16 protein-coding genes are annotated in these 19,955 nt (G+C 69.2%); 7 read left to right on the top strand and 9 right to left on the bottom strand.

The genetic code is table 11. The features are described 5' to 3' along the window. Window positions 1-72: 72 nt before the first annotated feature. The 6 genes from C882_RS03730 to C882_RS03755 all read right to left on the bottom strand — a co-directional run bounded on the left by C882_RS03730 (window position 73) and on the right by C882_RS03755 (window position 6,002). The gene (locus C882_RS03730) at window positions 73-855 is read right to left on the bottom strand and encodes a succinate dehydrogenase iron-sulfur subunit (RefSeq protein ID WP_009539206.1); all 783 of its coding nucleotides are present in this window, start codon (window positions 853-855) and stop codon (window positions 73-75) included. A gap of 45 nt (window positions 856-900) precedes the next feature. Then, a complete protein-coding gene (sdhA, locus tag C882_RS03735; RefSeq protein WP_009539207.1) occupies window positions 901-2,691 on the bottom strand; it encodes a succinate dehydrogenase flavoprotein subunit in 1,791 nt (596 codons plus the stop codon). A 5-nt stretch (window positions 2,692-2,696) separates the two neighbouring features. Then, window positions 2,697-3,074: a succinate dehydrogenase, hydrophobic membrane anchor protein gene (gene sdhD, locus C882_RS03740; RefSeq protein WP_009539208.1), complete on the bottom strand. Its 378-nt coding sequence runs from the start codon at window positions 3,072-3,074 to the stop codon at window positions 2,697-2,699. A gap of 14 nt (window positions 3,075-3,088) precedes the next feature. Beyond that, complete coding sequence (gene sdhC, locus C882_RS03745) at window positions 3,089-3,469, bottom strand: succinate dehydrogenase, cytochrome b556 subunit (protein ID WP_043643642.1); 381 nt, start codon at window positions 3,467-3,469, stop codon at window positions 3,089-3,091. Window positions 3,470-3,812: 343 nt separating this feature from the next. Beyond that, window positions 3,813-4,877 carry a MaoC family dehydratase gene (locus C882_RS03750; RefSeq protein ID WP_009539210.1) on the bottom strand — a complete coding sequence of 355 codons (1,065 nt, stop codon included), beginning with the start codon at window positions 4,875-4,877 and terminating at the stop codon, window positions 3,813-3,815. A gap of 243 nt (window positions 4,878-5,120) precedes the next feature. Beyond that, window positions 5,121-6,002, bottom strand: a complete 882-nt coding sequence (locus tag C882_RS03755; protein ID WP_009539211.1) for an HpcH/HpaI aldolase/citrate lyase family protein — start codon at window positions 6,000-6,002, stop codon at window positions 5,121-5,123. Window positions 6,003-6,434: 432 nt separating this feature from the next. Between C882_RS03755 and pdxY the strand changes: the two genes are divergently transcribed. The 5 genes from pdxY to C882_RS03780 all read left to right on the top strand — a co-directional run bounded on the left by pdxY (window position 6,435) and on the right by C882_RS03780 (window position 10,941). Further along, window positions 6,435-7,316 (top strand): pyridoxal kinase PdxY, encoded by an 882-nt coding sequence (pdxY, locus tag C882_RS03760; RefSeq protein WP_009539212.1) that lies wholly within the window; start codon window positions 6,435-6,437, stop codon window positions 7,314-7,316. 107 nt (window positions 7,317-7,423) lie between these two features. After that, window positions 7,424-8,884, top strand: coding sequence for a diguanylate cyclase (locus C882_RS03765; RefSeq protein ID WP_009539213.1), 1,461 nt, complete (start codon window positions 7,424-7,426; stop codon window positions 8,882-8,884). Between the two features lie 29 nt (window positions 8,885-8,913). After that, complete coding sequence (locus tag C882_RS03770) at window positions 8,914-9,531, top strand: response regulator (protein ID WP_009539214.1); 618 nt, start codon at window positions 8,914-8,916, stop codon at window positions 9,529-9,531. Window positions 9,532-9,605: 74 nt separating this feature from the next. After that, on the top strand, window positions 9,606-10,280 hold the full coding sequence (locus tag C882_RS03775; RefSeq protein WP_009539215.1) for a LysE/ArgO family amino acid transporter: 675 nt from the start codon (window positions 9,606-9,608) through the stop codon (window positions 10,278-10,280). A 52-nt stretch (window positions 10,281-10,332) separates the two neighbouring features. After that, entirely contained in the window at window positions 10,333-10,941 is a 609-nt protein-coding gene (locus tag C882_RS03780) for an inner membrane-spanning protein YciB (RefSeq protein ID WP_009539216.1), read from the top strand. Window positions 10,942-10,972: 31 nt separating this feature from the next. Here C882_RS03780 and C882_RS03785 read toward each other — a convergent pair whose 3' ends face one another. After that, the gene (locus tag C882_RS03785; RefSeq protein ID WP_009539217.1) at window positions 10,973-12,274 is read right to left on the bottom strand and encodes a DUF3422 family protein; all 1,302 of its coding nucleotides are present in this window, start codon (window positions 12,272-12,274) and stop codon (window positions 10,973-10,975) included. A gap of 208 nt (window positions 12,275-12,482) precedes the next feature. Between C882_RS03785 and tldD the strand changes: the two genes are divergently transcribed. Together tldD and C882_RS22900 are read left to right on the top strand one after the other, a co-directional pair. After that, window positions 12,483-13,916 (top strand): metalloprotease TldD, encoded by a 1,434-nt coding sequence (gene tldD / locus C882_RS03790; RefSeq protein WP_009539219.1) that lies wholly within the window; start codon window positions 12,483-12,485, stop codon window positions 13,914-13,916. 68 nt (window positions 13,917-13,984) lie between these two features. Further along, entirely contained in the window at window positions 13,985-16,315 is a 2,331-nt protein-coding gene (locus C882_RS22900) for a PAS domain-containing protein (RefSeq protein ID WP_009539220.1), read from the top strand. Window positions 16,316-16,337: 22 nt separating this feature from the next. Here the strand turns inward: C882_RS22900 and C882_RS03800 are convergent, their stop codons facing one another. Continuing rightward, complete coding sequence (locus C882_RS03800; RefSeq protein WP_009539221.1) at window positions 16,338-18,302, bottom strand: methyl-accepting chemotaxis protein; 1,965 nt, start codon at window positions 18,300-18,302, stop codon at window positions 16,338-16,340. Window positions 18,303-18,521: 219 nt separating this feature from the next. Next, window positions 18,522-19,895 (bottom strand): MBL fold metallo-hydrolase, encoded by a 1,374-nt coding sequence (locus tag C882_RS03805; protein ID WP_009539222.1) that lies wholly within the window; start codon window positions 19,893-19,895, stop codon window positions 18,522-18,524. Window positions 19,896-19,955 lie beyond the last annotated feature (60 nt).

Here is a 19,955-nt window from a genome sequence, read left to right on the forward strand (position 1 = left end):
CCCGACAACGAAAAACCCCGCCAGAACGCATCGCTCCGGCGGGGCTTTCGTATCCGGCGTGGGCGGTGTGCCTTACAGCACGCGCTCGGCCAGCTTCTGCTTGATGTCCGCAATGGCCTTGGCGGGGTTCAGGCCCTTGGGACACGTGTTGGTGCAGTTCATGATGGTGTGGCAGCGGTACAGGCGGAAGGGGTCTTCCAGCTGGTCCAGGCGCTCGCCGGTCGCTTCGTCACGGCTGTCGTTGATCCAGCGCGCGGCCTGCAGCAGGATTGCCGGGCCCAGGTAGCGGTCGCCGTTCCACCAGTAGCTGGGGCAGGAGGTGGTGCAGCAGAAGCACAGGATGCACTCCCACAGGCCGTCCAGCTCGGCGCGCTCTTCCGGCGACTGCGGACGCTCCTTGTTGGCGGACACCGCCGTGTCGGCCTTCATCCAGGGCTCGATGCTGCGGTACTGGGCATAGACCGTGGTCAGGTCGGGCACAAGGTCCTTGACCACCGGCATGTGCGGCAGCGGGTAGACGTTGACCGCGCCGTCGACCTCGTCGATGGGCTTCAGGCACGCCAGGGTGTTGCCGCCGTCGATGTTCATGGAGCACGAGCCGCAGATGCCCTCGCGGCACGAGCGCCGCAGGGTCAGCGTGCTGTCGACCTCGTTCTTGATCTTCAAGAGGGCGTCCAGGACCATGGGGCCGCAGTCGTCCAGGTCGATCTCGAACGTGTCCACGCGCGGGTTTTCGCCCAGGTCCGGATCGTAGCGGTAGATCTTGAAGGCCTTGACGTTCTTCGCACCGGCCGGCGCCTTGAAGGTCTTGCCCTCCTTCACGCGGCTGTTCGGCGGCAGAGTGAATTCAGCCATGTCTTTTTCCTCGCAACAGGCGTCGTCTGCGTTCAATCAGACCGATCAGTACACGCGCTTCTTGGGCTCGATGTACTCGACCTCGTCCGTCAGCGTGTAGGTGTGCACGGGACGGTAATCGAGGGTGACCTTGTAGTCGTGATCGACGTAGGCGAGCGTGTGCTTCATCCAGTTGGCGTCGTCGCGGTCCGGGTAGTCCTCGTGGGCGTGCGCGCCGCGGCTCTCCTGGCGCGCTTCGGCGCCCGAGATAGTGGCGAGCGCCGACGCCATCAAGTTCTCCAGCTCCAGCGCCTCGGTCAGGTCGGTGTTGAACACCAGCGACCGGTCGGTGACCTTGAGGTCCTTGAGCAGGCCGGCGATCTCGGAGACCTTGTCCAGACCTTCCTTGAGGCTCTGCTTGGTGCGGAACACCGCCGCGTCGTTCTGCATGGTGCCCTGCAGCTTCGAGCGGATCTCGTGGGTGGTCAGCGAGCCGTTGGCGTTGCGGATGCGGTCGATGCGCGACAGCGCCAGGTCATCGGCGGACTTGGGAACCGGCTTGTGCTTGGTGCCCGGCTTGACCAGTTCCGCGGCGCGGTGCGCGGCGGCGCGGCCGAAGACCACCAGGTCGAGCAGCGAGTTGGTGCCCAGGCGGTTGGCGCCGTGGACCGACACGCAGGCCGCCTCGCCGACGGCCATCAGGCCGCCGACCACCTGGTCGGGGTTGTCCTTGGTCGGACGCACGACCTCGCCCATGTAGGTGGTCGGAATGCCGCCCATGTTGTAGTGCACGGTCGGCAGCACGGGGATCGGCTCCTTCGTGGCGTCGACGCCGGCGAAGATCTTGGCCGTTTCCGTGATGCCCGGCAGGCGGGCGTGCAGCACGTCGGCGCCCAGGTGTTCCAGGTGCAGGTGGATGTGGTCCTTGTTCGGACCCACACCGCGACCCTCGCGGATTTCCATGGTCATGGCGCGGGAGACGACGTCGCGCGAGGCCAGGTCCTTGGCCGTCGGGGCGTAACGCTCCATGAAGCGCTCACCCTCGGAGTTGGTGAGGTAGCCGCCCTCGCCGCGCGCGCCTTCGGTAATCAGGCAGCCCGAGCCGTAGATGCCGGTCGGGTGGAACTGCACGAACTCGTGGTCCTGGAGCGGCAGGCCGGCGCGGGCGACCATGCCGTTGCCGTCGCCGGTGCAGGTGTGCGCCGAGGTGCAGGAGAAGTAGGCGCGGCCGTAACCGCCGGTCGCCAGCACCGTCTGGTGGGCGCGGAAGCGGTGGATCGTGCCGTTGGCCATGTCCAGCGCGATGACGCCGCGGCAGGAGCCGTCTTCCGGGTCCATCAGCAGGTCGACGGCGAAGAACTCGACGAAGAACTCGGCGTTGTGCTTCAGCGACTGCTGGTAGAGCGTGTGCAGGATGGCGTGGCCGGTGCGGTCGGCGGCCGCACAGGCGCGCTGCACCGGGGCCTCGCCGAAGTTGCGCATGTGGCCGCCGAACGGGCGCTGGTAGATCTTGCCGTCCTCGGTGCGCGAAAACGGCACGCCGAAGTGCTCCAGCTCGTAGACCGCCGGCACGGCCTCGCGGCACATGTATTCGATGGCGTCCTGGTCGCCGAGCCAGTCGGAGCCCTTGACGGTGTCGTACATGTGCCACTGCCACTTGTCCTCGGCCATGTTGCCGAGCGACGCGCCGATGCCGCCCTGGGCGGCGACGGTGTGGGAGCGGGTGGGGAAAACCTTGGTGACGCAGGCCGTCTTCAGGCCGGCGGCGACCATGCCGAAGGTGGCCCGGAGGCCGGCGCCGCCGGCGCCGACGACCACCACGTCGTATTCATGGTCGATGATGTCGTATTCAGCCATTTACCTCAGCCTCCGAAGGCAACTTTGAGGACCGACAGGATGCCGAAGGCGGCCAGCGCGAAGCTCACCAGCTTGACGGCGATCAGCGAGGGCGCGCGGGCGCCGCCGTGGACGTAGTCCTCGATGACGACCTGAAGGCCCAGCGCCATGTGCCAGAAGCTGACGCCGATCGTCAGGATCATCATGGTGGCGTTGCCGGGATTGCTCAGCCAGCGGGTGAAGGTGGCGTAGTCGCCGCCGACGTTGGAGATGATGGCGGTGACGAACCAGAAGCCGAGCACGATGAGGCCGACCGCGCTGACGCGCTGGGCGATCCAGTGACCGACACCTTCCTTGGCGGAACCCAGGCCGCGGACGCGGCCGAGAGGAGAACGCAGGCTCATGAGTATTTTCCCCCTCAGGCCAGACCGATGATCCAGGCGAGCACGGTCAGCACGGCAGTGGCCGCGATGACGGCGTACGACGAGCGGCGCGCTTCTTCCTTGGTCAGGCCGACGCCCACGTCCCACACCAGGTGGCGGATACCGCTGACGGTGTGGAAGAAGAAGGCGACCGAGAAGCCCAGCAGAAGCAGATAGCCGAACCACGAGGTGATGAACCCCATGGCGGCGTCGTAGGTCTCCGGTCCGTAGGCCGCCGCGCCCACCCAGTAGGTCAGCAGCAGCATGCCGATGGAGATTCCCACGCCGGTGATGCGATGCAGGATCGACAGCTTGCCCTCGATGGGCAGCTTGTAGACCTGAAGGTGCGGCGACAACGGCCGAGTGTCAGATTTCATGGCGTCAGCCTCTTCGACGGTCGGCGCCCGATAGCGGACGCGCATAAGTCTGCGGCGCGTTTCCGCGCCTGTTCCCATACGTCGCGGCGCGCGCGGCGCCTCGTCTTGGCGAGGGCACGGCCACCCCTCCCACCCGCGGGGAGGATGCCGCGCCCGACTCCGATCCGCGCGAACCCCGCCGGCGGCAAGCGCCGGGGCGATGCACGCGCCCCCTCGTCACGGCGTTCCGGGAGACGCCAGGAGTCATGCGGCAATGCGGCAGAAGGTTTATCCCCTCGCCCCACCCCTGTCAACGCTCCCGGGTGGGCTGGACCGGGACCACACCCACCCGGGTGGGTAGGCGTCAGGGCTGCCGACGGGGCATGAGAACGGTGTAGTCAAAGTCGAGAACCACCTGCGGATCGTACTTGCCGTCATCCCCCTTGAGCGGGTGGTCCGCGCAAGGGCGATCCTTCGTGGCAATGGTACGGAGACGCAGCGCGCCCAGATCAGGACGCTCGTGGATCTCGTTCTTCTCCACCACCTCGGTCCAGGCGTGGATGGTGTCGCCGGCAAACGTGGGATTGCAATGGGTTCCGCCGTTGATGGCGACGATCTTGAAGGCGTTTTCCAGCCCGTTAAACGACAGTGCGCGGGCCAGGCTGATGATGTGGCCGCCGTAGATCAGGCGCTTGCCGAAGCGGCCCTTGGCCTGCTCGAACTGGTTGAAGTGCACCTTGGCGGTGTTCTGGTAGAGGCGGGTGGCCATCATGTGCTCCGCCTCCTCGATGGTCATGCCGTCGACGTGGTCGATCTTTTCCCCCGGCTCGTAGTCCTCCCACGCAAACGTCGAGCCGGCGCGCTGGAAGTCGTACTTGTCCAGGCGCAGGCCGGTCGGCAGGCGCAGCGACTCGGGCGTCACCGCCTTGGGCAGGTCGGGCAGCACGGCCTCGGGCGCGGGGCTGGCGGGGTCCTTCTTGTTGACCATGACCCAGCGGCAGTATTCCACCACCATCTGGTCGTCCTGGTTGACGGCGCGGGAGCGCACGTAGACGACGCCGGTCTTGCCGTTGGAATTCTCCTTCAGGCCGATGACCTCGCTGGTGGTTCGGATGGTGTCGCCGGCGTAGACCGGCACGCCGAAGCGGCCGTCGGCATAACCCAGGTTGGCGACCGCGTTCAGGCTGATGTCGGGCACGGTCTTGCCAAACGCGATGTGGAAGACCAGCAGGTCGTCGGCCGGCATGTCCTCGAACCCCAGGTCCATGGCGAAGTCGGCGGCCGACTGCACGGCGAATCGCGGGCCGTAGAGCGCGGTGTAGAGCGCGATGTCGCCTTCCGTCACCGTGCGCGGCGTGGCGTGGCGGATTTCCTGCCCGATGGCGAAATCCTCGAAGTAATTGCCGGGGTTTGTCTTGGTCTTGGTCATGACTGTTGTCTCCGCGTGAGACGGCGGTGGAGTGGGGGTGAACCGCCAAGACACCAAGGCACCAAGACAGCGCGGCTTGCCGCACCATCCATGACCGCGCCACCGGGCGCAGCCCGGCTTGATTCAGAAGCGGTGGAGCGTGCTTCGCACGCGGCCGAGGAAGCCGATGCCGTAAGCCCGGCACCGGCCTCTTGGTGTCTTGGTGCCTTGGTGGTTCAAAAAAAGCGTCGCGGTGCGAGGGCCTTACGCCCCCGCCGCCGCGTCCAGTTCGTCGATCTGTTCCGACAGGCTGACGAGGCGCTTGGCGTTTTCCACGTGCAGGTTCTCGATCAGCTTGCCGTCGACGACGACCACGCCCTTGCCTTCCTTCACGGCCTCGGCGTGGGCGTCGATGATGCGGCGCGACCATTCCACCTGTTCGGCGCTCGGCGCGAAGGCCTCGTTGGCCATGCCGATGGTCTTGGGGTGGATGAGCGTCTTGCCGTCGAAGCCGAACTCGCGGCCCTGCACGCAGCTTTCCTTGAAGCCCTCGTCGTCCTGCAGGTCCAGGTACACGCCGTCCAGCAGCGCCAGCCCGTAGGCGCGGGCCGCCAGGGCGCAGAGACCCAGGCTGGTGACGAAGGGCAGGCGCATCTTCGTGTGTTCGGCATGCAGGTCCTTGGCGAGGTCCGAGGTGCCCATGACGAAGCCGCCCATGCGCGGAGTCGCGTTGGCGATCTCCTCGGCGTGCAGGATGCCCAGCGGCGTTTCCATCATGCACCAGATGGCCATGTCGGCCGGCGCGCCGGCCTCGTCCATGATGCGCTCGCACAGGCGCACGGCGTCGGCGCTTTCCACCTTGGGCAGCAGGATGCCGTCGGCTTCCGACGACGCGGCGGCCTTGATGTCGTCATGGCCCCAGGGGGTGTTCAGGCCGTTGACGCGGATCAGCACCTCGCGCTTGCCGTACTGGCCGGCGGCGGCAACCACGTTTCGGCGGGCCTCCTCCTTGGCGTCGGGCGCGGTGGCGTCCTCCAGGTCCAGGATCAGGCCGTCGGCGGCCAGGGTCTTGGCCTTCTCCAGTGCGCGGGTGTTGGACCCCGGCATGTAGAGGACACTGCGGCGCGGGCGGGTCACGGTGGCCATGAAACGCTCTCCCTTCCTGTGTGCGGCGTTGCGCATGGATCGACGGGCGAAAACCGCCCGCGTGCTGCGCCGCACACTATCCCCGCCGCGCACGCCTGACAAGCCGGATGTGAAACATTCGAACCCAGATGAGGCGCTGCGGGTCATTTTCTGAGGAATAGGTGGCCCGCACGCCGGAGGAGGGGGAGAGGCGTGCGGGCCGGGGATAACGACGCGCCGCGGGATCGACCGGGGCAGGCAGGACGGCGCGTCGCCGTGCCCTCTTTATGCAGGGATTGGCGTCTGCCGATCCATCCGATTTACCAAAGATTTTTGATCGCTTTTGCCGATTCATGACGGCGCCCGGGGCCATGGCCCGGAAATGGCCCGTTGCCCGCCTCTCCATGGGGCTTATAGTGCGGAGCCATCGCGTTCCGGACCCGGAGGCCACTCTTGGCGATCCTTTCCATCCAGTCCCACGTCGCCTACGGCCATGTGGGCAACTCGGCGGCCGTGTTCCCCTTGCAGCGCCTGGGCAACGAGGTGTGGCCGGTGCACACCGTGCACTTCTCCAACCACACGGGCTACGAAACCGTGCGCGGCACCGTCCTCGGGGCCGACCTGGTGCGCGACACGGTCCGGGGCATCGGCGAGCGCGGCGTGCTCGGCCGTTGCGACGCCCTGCTGTCCGGCTACCTGGGCGACGCCGGCATCGGCCATGCGGTGGTGGAAGCCGCCGACGCCGTGAAGGCCGCCAATCCCGACGCCATCTACTGCTGCGATCCGGTCATGGGCGACCACGACGCCACGGGCGGGCCGGGCGGGCTTTACGTCAAGCCCGACATCCCCGACCTGATGCGCGACGTGGTCATCCCCCGCTCCGACCTCGCCACGCCCAACCAGTTTGAGCTGGAGCTGCTGACAGGCCGCCCCTGCTCCCTCATGAGCCAGGTGGTCGAGGCCGTCGACGCCCTGCGCGCCCTGGGCCCCCGGGTGGTCATGGTCACGTCGCTGCGGCGCTGCGACGCCGATCCGCAGCGGATCGAGGTGCTGGCACGCGGGCCGGAAGGGGCGTGGATCATCTCCACACCGCGCATCCCGCTGGCGCATCCGCCGACCGGCTCGGGCGATGCCTTCGCCGCCCTGTTCCTGGGCCACTACCTGCGCAGCCGGCGCGTGCCCGAGGCGCTGGAAGCCGCCGTCAACGGCCTGTTCACGGTGTTCGAGGCCACTGAACGGGCCGGCGGGCGCGAGCTTGCCCTGATCGAGGCGCAGGACGCCCTGGCGGCGCCGGCGCGACGGTTCCGTGCGGAGTCGCTGCCGGTGCCGGCATAGGTCCCACGGCACATGGTACGGAACGAACGGGGTTTTCCCAAAGGGGTTATATTTCTACTCCCTTTAGCATAGTCTGACCCCAAAGAAATTGAGGGGAGGCCGATACCATGCCCAATGCTGACGGGGGCGCCTCCGGCGCCGGCGCTGGCGCCGTTTCCTCGCACATGACCGAGGGAGGGTCCGGCTCGCGCGCGGTTGAAGCGAACGCCACCGCCGTGCGGGCGCTGTCCAACCTGTGGCGCGACACCAGCCCGGCCCTGCGGGACCGCGTCGCCGCGTGCGCCCGCGACGACGCCGGGGCCCTTGCCGACGTCTTCTATGACACCCTGCTGAACGATCCGAAGGCCGCCACCTACCTCAGTCACGACCTGGTCCGCACCCGCCTGCGGGCGTCCATGGCCCGGTGGATCGCCGAAGTCTTCAGCGTGCGCGACGAGGACGACATGCGCACGCTGGTGGAGCGCAACTTTCACGTCGGCGCGGTCCACGCCCGGGTCGACATTCCCCTGACGCTCATCACCCTGGGAATGCGCGTCATCAAGCGCGACATGGCCCGCCGGCTGATGCGCAACGAGACGACGCTGCCCCCCGAGCAGACCGGCGACGCCATCCTGTTCCTGGGCGACGTGCTGGACACGCTCGCCGACAACATGCACGAGGCATACCTGAGCGACATGGTGGGCAACGTCCGCCAGCGTCAGAGCCTCAAGATGCACATGAGCGGCGAAAGCCTGGCGCTGGAAGGAGAGCGGCTGAAGGCGTCGCTGTTCGACTGGCTGCGCAGCGTGATGGTCGCCCTGTACGACGACGAGGTGCAGGCTGCCGTCCTGCCGCCGCTGGAAACCAGCGATTTCGGCCTGTGGCTGAACCACAAGGCGGACCTCGCTTTCGGCGGAATGCGGGAGTTGGACGTGCTGCGCGAGATGGTCGCCGCCATCACCCGGAGGATCGCCGAGGCGCGGGCCGGAAACCATCCGACGATCGACCTGATCCGCCAGCTTGACCGCGACGTGACGGAGGTCGCGTTCCTGCTGTCATCGGTCACCACCCACGCCGTGGAGCTGGAAACCGGGCGCGACAGCCTGACCCGCCTGCTGACCCGGCGCTTCCTGCCGTCCATCCTGCAACGCGAGGTCGCCATGAGCATGCGCCACGGCCGCCCCTTCGCGGTCATGCTGGTGGACGGCGACCATTTCAAGGCGATCAACGACACCTACGGTCACGACGGCGGCGACCGGGTGCTGGTGTCCCTGGCGGAAACCCTGAGCGGCTGCGTCAGGGCCGGGGATTTCGCCTTCCGATACGGCGGCGAGGAGTTCCTGCTGGTGCTCGCCGAAATGAACGCATCCACCCTGGCGGCCAAGGCCGAAGCGATCCGCCGGGAGGTGGAGGCCAGACCGATCGACGTCGGCGACGGCGTCAAGATCCGCGTGACGATCTCCGTCGGGGCAGCCCTGCATGACGGCCATCCCGATTACCAGCGCGTCATCAAGGCCGCCGACGACGCGCTGTACGCCGCCAAGGACGGCGGACGCAACGCGGTGCGCGTCGCACCCCCGCCGACCTGAGCCCGACCTCCAGATCCGAAAAGCCACACATGCCAGGACTGGACCTCTCCCGCCTCAGTATCCTTGTCGCCGAGGACAGCGCCTTCGGCCGACAGCTCGTCCGCACGACGCTCAAGGCGCTGAACGTGAGCGACATCCGCGAGGCGCCCGACGGCGCCGAGGCCCTGAAAATGGTCCGCCTGCGCAAGCCCGACATCGTGCTGGCCGACTGGGAGATGCCGCACCTGGACGGGGTGGAGCTGACGCGCCTTCTGCGCACCGCCCCCGACAGCCCGGACCCGTTCCTGCCGGTCATCATGGTCACCGCCCACGCCACCAAGTTCCATGTGGTGACGGCGCGCGACGCGGGCGCCAACGAATACCTCATCAAGCCGTTCTCCGCCGCGAGCCTGTTCAGCCGCATCCGCGCGGTGATCGAGCGGCCGCGCCGCTATGTGCGGCTGAAGAGCTACTTCGGCCCCGACCGGCGCCGCCGCGACGACCCGGCCTACCGCGGCCCGGCGCGGCGCGACGACGAGCAGGCCCCGGCCGCGGGACGCGACGATGCGCTGGAACTGGAGCCGGTGCTGTCGCAGGAACAGGTGGACCGGTTCTACGCCGGCGAAGGCTTCGACGACCCCGCGGAGGCGCGGGACGAGCAGAGCTAACGGTCGCATCCTGGGATATATCTGGTATTGTGCCGCCGGCGGCCATCGGGGGTCGCCGCCAAAGACTGCAAGGCATGGACTACTATTTCTTCAAGGGCGTGGCCGTGGGCTTCGCCATCGCGGCGCCGGTGGGGCCGGTGGGCCTTCTGTGCATCCGCCGCGCGCTGGCCGACGGCCGCGTCGCCGCCTGGATCGCCGGCCTGGGCGCCGCCGTGGCCGACACGCTCTACGGCGCCGTTGCAGGCTTCGGGCTGACGCTGGTGTCGGACTTCCTGTTCGATCACCGCACGATCCTGTCGCTGGTGGGCGGCGTGTTCCTGCTGGTGCTGGGCCTGCGCACCTTCCGCACCAAGCCCACACTGTGGCAGACGCCCGACGTCCACATGGGCCTGTGGCGGGATTTCGCTTCGTCCTTCGTGATCACCCTGACCAATCCCGCGACCATCCTGGCCTTCATGGCGGTGTTCGCCTCCATGGGCGCGGTGCAGGTGGCCGACGATCGGCTGGATGCGGGCCTTCTGATCCTGGGCGTCTTCGTCGGCTCGGCGCTGTGGTGGCTGTGCCTGAGCGCGCTGGCCGGCGCGGTGCGGCACAAGTTCTCGCCCAGCTGGCTGCTCTGGCTGAACCGCGGCTCGGGGGTTATCCTGGGCCTGTTCGGGCTGGTGGTGCTGGGCAGCCTGTTCGTGATGCCGGAGCAGACGCCGGACCTGCCCATGCCGGACATGTTCGGCGCCCTGTTCGGGTCCTGAGCCGCCGCATGACACCGATCCCCTTCACCCCCGCGCGCGTTTCCGTCACGCCATGACCGACAAGCACGACAGCCCCGCCAATGCCGCCACCGCCGCCGGCCACACCAAGGCCGACGGCTGGGACCTGCGCGGCAACATCCGCCGCATGGTTCTGGAACTGGGCCCGGCGCTGCTGCTGTTCGTCGGCACCAGCATCTGGGACATCTACGTCGGCACGGCGCTGCTGATCGCCGGCACGCTGATCTCGACGGCCGTCTCTTGGCGCGGCGAGCGGCGCATTCCCCTGGTGCCGGTGGCGAGCCTGGTGTCGGTGGGCGCCATCGGCGGGCTGACGCTGGTGCTGACCGATCCGCGCTTCGTGAAGATGGAGCCCACCATCAGCAACACGGCCGTGGCGGTGGTCCTTGCCGCCGCGCTCGCCTTCGGCCGCCTGCCGCTGCGCACCGTGTTCGGTGCCGGGACGCGCGCCCGGCCCGAGGCCTGGAAGCACCTGACGCTGGCGCTGGTGACCTTCCTGCTGGTGCTGTCGGGTTTGAACGAGGTGGTGTGGCGCAGCTTCGACACCGACACCTGGGCCGCCTTCAAGGCCTTCGCGATTCCGGCCCTGAACATCGCCTTCCTGGCCGGCGCGTGGACCTGGCTGCGCCGCAACGCCGAGTGACCCCGGCCGACGGCCTCCGCCCGCCCCTGCCTCAGTGCCCGCGCTTGGTGACGGCCTTGCGCAGCCGGCGCACGCCAACCAGCACCAGCGCCACCACCACCGGCAGGCCGGCCAGCACCGCCACCGCAGGGTCGACGGGCAAAAGCCCCACCTCCTTCAGTCCCTTGGCGGCATAGCCCACCAGCCCCAGCAGATAGTAGCTGATGGCCACCACCGACAGTCCCTCGACCGTCTCCTGAAGCCTGAGTTGAAGCTCGGCGCGGCGGTTCATGCTGTGCAGCAGATCGCGGTTGTTCTCGCCCAGTGCGATATCGACGCGGGTGCGCAGCATGTCGCCGGCGCGCGTCAGGCGCTTGGACAGCGTTTCCATGCGCTCGCCGACGTACTCGCAGGTGTTCATGGCCGGCGACAGGCGGCGGGCCAGGAACTCGGCGAAGGTCTGCAGCCCCTCGATGCGCTCCTCGCGCAGGTCGGCCACCGCCCGGCGCACGATGGCATGGTAGGCGCGCGAGGCCGACAGGCGGAAGTTCAGCGCCGCCAGAAGGCGCTCGGTTTCGGCGGCGTATTCCGTCAGGCGGCCCAGCAGGCGGCGGTCGCGGTCGGCGCCGCCGTTGCTCTCGGCCAGTTCCGCCGTCACCTCGGCCAGGCCCTGCTCGATACGCGACAGGCGCGGCCCCGTCTCGCGCGCCTGGGGGAAGGTCAGCAGGGCCATCATGCGGTACGTCTCGATCTCCAGCAGGCGCTGGAGCGTGCGCCCGGACTGGCCCGGCGTCAGGCGGCGGTTGACGATGAGCGCGCGGCCGAACCCGTCGCCGCGCAGCAGGAAATCAGTGTAGACCGCGCCCGCCCCGCCGCCGACGCGGCTGCCGGAAACGCGGCTGCCGAACAGCTCCGCAAGTTCGTCCAAACCGCGCTCGCGGGCGTCCATGACCACGTGCATGGCGACCAGAAGCTGCCCCGGCAGGCGCCGCAGCCAGGCTTCCGGCACGGCGTCCAGGGCCGTTTGCGCGAACGGCGCCGCGGGATCGAAGGCCCCGGGCAGAAGGAACGTCCAGGTGGAAAACTCGGTGTGCCGCTCCCACCGCAGGCGCACCGGGCCCAGGTCGACGGAATGGTAGACCGCCCCCTCCGGCGCGGCCGGCAGGCCGTGATCGGCCAGAAGCCCGGTCAGCAGGTCGCGGTCCTCCTGCGATCCCCGCTCGCCCGAGAGCATGGCGAAGTGCGTCGCCCGCCACGGACCCTCCAGCTGTTCGTGGGGACGGGCATGGACCTCGTTGCTGAGCATGGCGCGCAACGGGTGCTCGGACAGGACGGCGGCGGCGGTATCGGGCATGGGACGGGCTCCTGGCGCGCGAAAACGGCGCCCATCCTGTTTACCGCCTGAAGCCGGTCGCGAACACTCCCCGGTCGGGTGGTGCATCCCGTGACATGCGGCGGTTCCCGCCCCACATGGGGAGGACCCGCTTGCCAGGGCGCGCACGTCCGTGGCAAGACCGACCGACGACCATACCGCGACGCCGCGCTTCAGGAGACGCACCGCCATGGCAGACATCGCCGTCACAGAGGACCTGTTCTTCACCAAGGCCGGGCTCGACCGCGACCGCACCCAGGCGACGGTCGCCGGCGCGCTGGACGGGTGCGACGACGGCGAACTGTACCTGGAGTACCGCCAGTCCGAGAGCATCGCCTATGACGACGGCCGCGTGAAGTCCGCCAGCTTCGACACCGCCCAGGGCTTCGGCCTGCGCGCGGTCTCGGGCGAGGCGACGGGCTTCGCCCATGCCACCACGCTCGACGACGCCGCATTGAACCGCGCCGCCGACACGGTCAAGGCCGTGCGCCGGGGGGCCGGCGGCACCATGGCCGAGCCGCCGGCGGGCACCAACAAGGCGCTCTATACCGACGCGAACCCGCTGCCGATGGTGCCCTTTGAGGAAAAGGTGCGCGTGCTGGCGGAAATCGACGCCTACGCGCGCGCCAAGGACCCGCGCGTCTGCCAGGTGATGGCCTCGCTGACCGGCTCGTGGCAGGCGGTCCACATCATCCGCGCCGACGGCACCATGGCCGCCGACATCCGCCCGCTGGTGCGCATGAACGTCTCTGTCATGGTGGCAAAGGGCGACCGCATGGAGACCGGCAGCCACGGCATGGGCGGGCGCGTCACCTATGACGGACTGGTCGAGGAACACGCCTGGAAGGCCGCCGTCGACGAGGCCATCCGCCAGGCGGTGGTCAACCTGGACAGCATCGACGCGCCGGCCGGTGAAATGCCCGTCGTGCTCGGCCCCGGCTGGCCGGGCGTGCTGCTGCACGAGGCCGTGGGCCACGGCCTGGAGGGCGACTTCAACCGCAAGAAGACCTCGGCCTTTTCCGAAAGCATGGGCAAGCGCGTCGCCGCGCCGGGGGTCACCGTCGTGGACGACGGCACCCTGCCCGACCGCCGCGGGTCGCTGACCATCGACGACGAGGGCACGCCCACCAGCCGCACGGTGCTGATCGAGGACGGGATTCTCACCGGCTACATCTTCGACCGCCTGAACGCCCGCCTCATGGGCGCCCAGCCCACCGGCAACGGGCGGCGGCAGTCCTACGCCCACGCGCCCATGCCGCGCATGACCAATACCTACATGGAAGGCGGCGACGCCAATCCGGAAGACATCATCCGAAGCGTCAAGAAAGGCCTGTATGCCGTCAACTTCGGTGGTGGTCAGGTGGATATCGTGTCGGGCAAGTTCGTGTTCTCGGCCTCCGAGGCGTATATGATCGAGGACGGCAAGCTCGGCGCGCCGGTCAAGGGTGCGACCCTGATCGGCAACGGCCCCGACGTGCTGACGCGGGTGAAGGCCATCGGCAACGACATGGGCCTTGACCCCGGCATCGGCACCTGCGGCAAGGAAGGCCAGGGCGTGCCGTGCGGCGTCGGCCAGCCGACGCTTCTGGTCGAACCGCTGACGGTGGGCGGCACCAGCGTCTGATCCCGCCGGAGCGCCGACGGGGCGGCGTCGGACGCCCCACCCGCAAGAATACGGGAGACGCCGCCGCCGTGCCCTCCGAGCCCGCCGCCTTCGACGCTTCGGTCCAACTCCGCCGGCTGCTCGACAGCACCGCCGACGCCATCCTGCACGTCGACCGGGGCGGCCGGGTCATCTTCGCCAATGCGGCGGCCGAGGACCTGTCGGCGGGTGCCGACACGGCCGTGGGACGGTCGCTCGCCGCGGCGTTTGGCGCCGATTTCGGAGCCGCCCTGCGCCACCTCTGCCGACGGGTTCGCGAAACCGGGACCGCCCAGGCGGCGGACCTGGACCATGGCGCGACGGCGACGTCGTGGTCGGCGCGCGCCTTTCCCTGCGGCGATGGCGCGAGCGTTTTCCTCCGCTCGCTCGGCGACGGCGCGCTGCCCACCGCCGCCGAACGCCGCGCCATGGCGGAGCGGCAGTTGGAAGCCCTGTTCGAGCACGCGCCGGTGGGCTTCGCCTACTTCGACGACGCCGGCGGCTTCGCCCGGATCAACCGTTGGATGGCCGAGATCAACGGCCTGCCGGCCGAGGAACACATCGGCCGGCGCATCGGCGATCTGCTGCCCGACGTGGCGCTGCACGTCATGCCCGTCATCGCGCAGATTTTCGCCACCGGCGTGGCGCCGGCGCCTTTCGAGGTGTACGCCGAGACGCTGAAGCCGCCGGGCTCCAAGCGGCACTTCCGCACCGGGTGGTTTCCCGTCACCGACGACACGGGGCGGGTTGTCCATGCCGGAACGGTCGTCACCGAAATCACCGACCTGCGACGGGCCGAACAGGAAAGCGACCGCCTGGCGGCCGAGCTGGACCGCGAGCGCCGGCTGCTGCGCGCCATCATCGAGCAGATGCCGGCGGGCGTCATCGTCGCCGAGGCCCCCACCGGCAAGGTGATCCTGCACAACAGCGAGGCCGAGCGGCTTCTCGGGCACCCCATCTCGCCAACCTCCGACGTCAGCGCCTACGGGGAGTTCGGCGGCCTGCACGAGGACGGCAGGCCCTATGCGGCGGACGAGTACCCGCTGGCCCGGCCCCTGCTCACCGGCGAGCCGACGCCGTTGATGGAAATGCGCTACCGACGCGGGGACGGCCGGGTGACCACCTTCATGGTCAACGCCGCGCCCGTCTTCGCCCCGGACGGACGGATGATCCTGTCGGCCTGCACCTTTTACGACATCTCCCATCGCGCCGCGATGGAGCGGGAGCTGCGGCGCGCCAAGGACGAGGCGGAACGGGCCGACCGGGCCAAGTCGCGCTTCCTGGCCGCCGCCAGCCACGACCTGCGCCAGCCCATGCAGTCGCTGTTCTTCTTCACCGAAAGCCTGCGCCCGCACCTGAAGGACGCGGAAGGCTCAGACCGCCTGGGACGCCTGACCAACGCCCTGGACGCCCTGAAGGGGCTGCTCGACAGCATGCTCGACGTCTCGCGCCTGGACGCCAACATGGTGGAGCCGCGCCTGGAGCGGTTCCCGCTGAAGGCGGTGCTGGAGGACCTGCGCGCGGCATACGAGGACCGGGCGCTCGAAAAAGGCCTGGCCTTCCGGGTCGCCGACTGCACGGCCTGGACCCGCACGGACCGCACGCTGCTGGGCCGCATCCTGCGCAATCTTGTGGAAAACGCCCTGCGCTACACGCCGGAAGGCGAGATCGCGGTGACCTGCCGCTCCCTGCCGGAACGGAAAGCGGCGCTGATCGAAGTGCGCGACACCGGCATCGGCATTCCGGCCGAACACCTGGAGCGCGTGTGGGACGAGTTCCATCAGGTCGGCAACCCCGAGCGCGACCGCGAACAGGGTCTGGGGCTGGGGCTGGCCATCGTGCGGCGCCTGTCCATGCTGCTGGACCTGCCGGTGGACGTCGACAGCCGCGTCGGCGAAGGCTCGGTGTTTTCCGTCGAGACGCCGCTGGCGGCGCCCGACCACGCCGCCGAGCCGCCCGACGCGCACACCGCTCCGCCGGCCGCCGACGGCCGGCGCCCGGCGGCCGAGACGCTGGTTCTCGTCATCGACGACGACGCCATCGTGCTCATGGGCACGGAAGGGCAGTTGCAGGACTGGGGATACCAGACGCTGGGCGCCGCCTCCGGGGCCGAGGCCGCGCGCCTGCTGCGGACCGACGGCCGCTGTCCCGACCTGATCCTGGCCGACTACCGCCTGCGCGCCGGTGAGACCGGCACAGACGCCGTGGCGCGCGTGCGCGGTCTGTGCGGTCCGGTCCCCACCCTGGTGCTGACCGGCGAGACCAGCCCCGAAACCCAGCGGACGATCACCGGCCTGGGCCTGGGGCTGCTTCACAAGCCGGTCACGCCGACCCAGTTGCGCCGCGCGGTCACCGAAGCCCTGGCGGGCGGCGGCGGCTGAGCGGCGGCACGCCCGCGGGCCGTTACCCCGCCCGCACGCGGTTGAGGAAGCTGCCCACCGCCGATTGAAGCTGCTCGGCGCGGACGTGCAGGTCGTTGGCGCTCTGCAGCACCTGGCTCGCGGCCTGGCCCGTTTCGCCGGCGGCCTGCGTGACGCCGCCGATGGTCGACGTCACCTCGTGGGTGCCGCGGGCGGCCTGCTGGGTGTTGCGGGCGATCTCCTGGGTCGCCGCGCCCTGCTCCTCCACCGCCGAGGCGATGGCGCCGGCGATCTCGTTGATCTGGTCGATGGTGGACGTCACGCTCTTGATGGCGTTGACCGCCGTCTGCGTCGCCACCTGCACCGACTGGATCTGCTGGCTGATCTCCTCGGTGGCGCGGCCGGTCTGGTTGGCCAGGTTCTTCACCTCGTTGGCGACGACCGCGAAGCCCTTGCCCGATTCGCCGGCCCGCGCCGCCTCGATGGTCGCGTTCAGCGCCAGCAGGTTGGTCTGCTCGGCGATGTCGGTGATCATGTTCACCACTTCGCCGATGCGGTTGGTGGCCTCCAGCAGCCCCTCCACCTGATCGTTGGCGGTGCCGGCCTGGCTGACGGCCTCGCGCGCGATGGTGGCCGACTGGTTGACCTGGCGGCTGATTTCCGAAATCGACGCCGACAGCTCCTCGGCGGCCGCGGCCACGGTCTCGACGTTGCTCGACGCTTCCTGGGTGGCACTGGCGACGGTGGTGCACTGACGGTTCGTGTCGTCGGCGGTGGCCGACATGGCCTCGGCCGTCGACTGCATCTGGGATGCCGAAGACGTGATGTCGCCGATGGCGCCGGCCACGTCCTGCTCCAGCTCGTCGGCCAGGCCGAGCATGGCCTCGCGGCGGGCTTCCTCCTCCTTGCGGCGAACTTCCTCCTGCTCCTGCTGCAGGCGCTCGACCTCGCGGGCATTGTCGCGGAAGACGCGCACGGCCGCCGCCATCTCGCCGATCTCGTCCTTCTGGCCCTGGGCCGGCACCTCCACCGACAGGTCGCCGTCGGCCAGCCGCGCCATGGTGGCCGTCATCGCCGTCACCGGCTTGGCGATGCTGCAGCCGATGAGAAAGGCCGCCGCCACACCCAGCAGCAGGCTGACGGCCGTCAGCGCGATCACCAGGTCGCCGGCGCCCTCCAACTGCGCGTTGGTGGCCTTCTGGATGGCCGTCTCCGAGGCCACGGCCGCCTGCTTCATGGCTGCCGCGCTTTCCGTGATGATGGCGCCCTGGGCCTCCAGCGTCTCGTGCGCCGCCTGGATCTCGCCGATCACGCCCGACAGCTCGTTCACGCCATTCAGATAGGCGTCGTAGAGCGCGATGGCGGCATCGGCGTTGGGCATCTGGGCGATGGCCTCGTCGACGGCGAACAGTTCCTCCCAGATCACGGCGAAAACGTCGTCGGTGGGCTCCAGCAGATAGCTGGTCACCGCCATCTGGGCCTGCAGCGTGTGCTGGATGAGCCGCGCCGCGCTGGCAAGCTGCGCCAGCGTGCCGTTCTCCAGAACGTTGCGGGCTTCGGCCACCAGTTCGTCCGCCGTCGGCTCCAGGGTGTCCTGGGCGAGCGACACGCGCCGCTCCGCCAGCTCCATGGCCGGCTCAAGCGCTGCCAGGTAGGCCTCGTAGGCCGCGGCGATGCTTTCCGCCTGGGCGCCGGCGGCGCCCGCCATGTCAAGGCCCTGGACCGCCTCGATGGCCTCTTCCAGGTCGGCGCGGCTGGCCTCAAGGGCTTCGCGCGCCTCGGCGTCGGGGTCGCTCAGGTATTCGTCGACGCGGCGGTCGAAGGCCGAGGCCGTGCGGTCCAGCTCCACGCCCGAGACGGCGCCGTGGGCGGCGCCGGCGAAGCGGTCGAACGAGGTGGACGCCGAGGAGAACACCCAGATGGACGCCGCGGCCACCAGCGCCAGCAGGGCCAGCACCACAAGGAAACCTGCATACAGACGCGTCCTGATGCGCAGTGAAGAGAGCATTGCCGCGGCCTTCCTTCCCCAGTCGTGCTTTTTTGGGCCTAGCCCTTTAGGCGAAACGGATAAACCAATTTATACCAATTGCTATGAGGGTTTCCACAACAGCTACGACGGCAGCCATGCAAAACCGACATGAAAACCCCGCCCGGTGGTGCCGGGCGGGGTCCTCTCCGAAACCGCGCGAAACCGCCCTCAGAAGCCGGGCCGGCTGCGCCTGACGGCCTATACCGTTTCATCGCCGCGCTTCAGCCACGCCTGCATCGAGCCCAGGAAGACGCCGACGTCGGCGTATCCCGCCCGCGCCAGAACCGATGCAGCCACGGTGGCGCGGGCACCACTGCCGCACATCACCGTATAGCGCCGGTCCCTGGGCAGTTCGTCCAGACGCGCCGGCAGTTCGCCCACGTAGATCTGCGTCGCCCCGGGTACGAGCCCCGCCGAGGCCGCCTCGTCGTCGGAACGCACGTCCAGCAGCGTCCAGTCCGCCGGAGGGTCGGCCACCAGGGCCTCCACCTCGGCCACGTCGACCACGGGTGCCGCCTCGAAGGGGCGCGCGGTGGCGGCGTACCTGGTCATGCCGGCGGGGAAAAAGCCGGCGACGCGGTCGTAGCCGATGCGGGCCAGATGCAGCGTCGCCGCCTCGGCCATGGCGGCATCCTCGGCGATCAGGACGATGTCGTCCTCGGGCGCCAGAAGCCAGCCGGCGAAGGCCGGCACCATGCCCACCGCCACGGCCAGCGAGCCGGGCACGTGCGCCCCCAGCCACGCCGCCGCCGGCCGCACGTCCAGCAGGATCGCGCTCTTGCCGGCCTCGCCCATCGCGTCGGCCGTCAGCACCCGCGGCGCGCCGACGGGCGTGCGCCTGTCGAGGCCGACGCTGTTCAGGTGCTCCATGTGCCGGAAGTAGGGCGGGTAATCGTGGTGCTCGTTGACCTTGGCGCGGATGAAGCCGTCGCGGTCGGTGATCTTCAGCATGGGGTTGTTCAGCCGCTCGTAGCCGAGCGTGGAGAACTCGCGGTCCGCCATGCCCGAGCCGCAGACCGAACCCGCCCCGTGCGCCGGATAGAGGATCGCCTGGTCGCCGAGGTCCAGGATCTTGCGAAGCGAGTCGAACAACTGCCCGGCCACGGCCTCCTTCTCGTCGGGATAGAAGTCGGTGCGGCCGACGTCGCCGATGAACAGGGCATCGCCGGTGAAGACGCCGACGGCCTCTTGCCCGAACTGGTCGTCGTAGACAGCGATGGAGAGGCTGTCATGGGTGTGGCCCGGCGTTTCCAGCACCCGCAGGCGCAGGCCTCCGCCGAGGTCCACCTCCGTTCCCTCCGGCGCCGTCTCGGCGTATGGAATGTCGGCGTCGGCGTGCGGGCCGTGCAGAACCCGCGCGCCGGTCATTCCGGCCAGCACCGGGGCGCCGGAGACGTAATCCTCGTTGCGGTGGGTCTCGATGATGTGGGTGATGGTGGCGCCGTTGTCGCGGGCGATGCGGATGTAGTCCTCGCAGTCGCGGCGGGGGTCGATGACAGCCGCCTTGACGCCGCCGCCGACCACGTAGGACAGGTGGGCCAGGCCCTCGGACTTCACCTTTTCAATGAACATGGCGGCGGCTCCCTTGTATCTGCCAACACGCTAATATACGTGCCGCAGAAACGGTCGTCG

The sequence above is a fragment of the Caenispirillum salinarum AK4 genome, from assembly GCF_000315795.1.
In the GTDB taxonomy this organism is placed as follows: Bacteria; Pseudomonadota; Alphaproteobacteria; order Rhodospirillales; family Rhodospirillaceae; genus Caenispirillum; species Caenispirillum salinarum.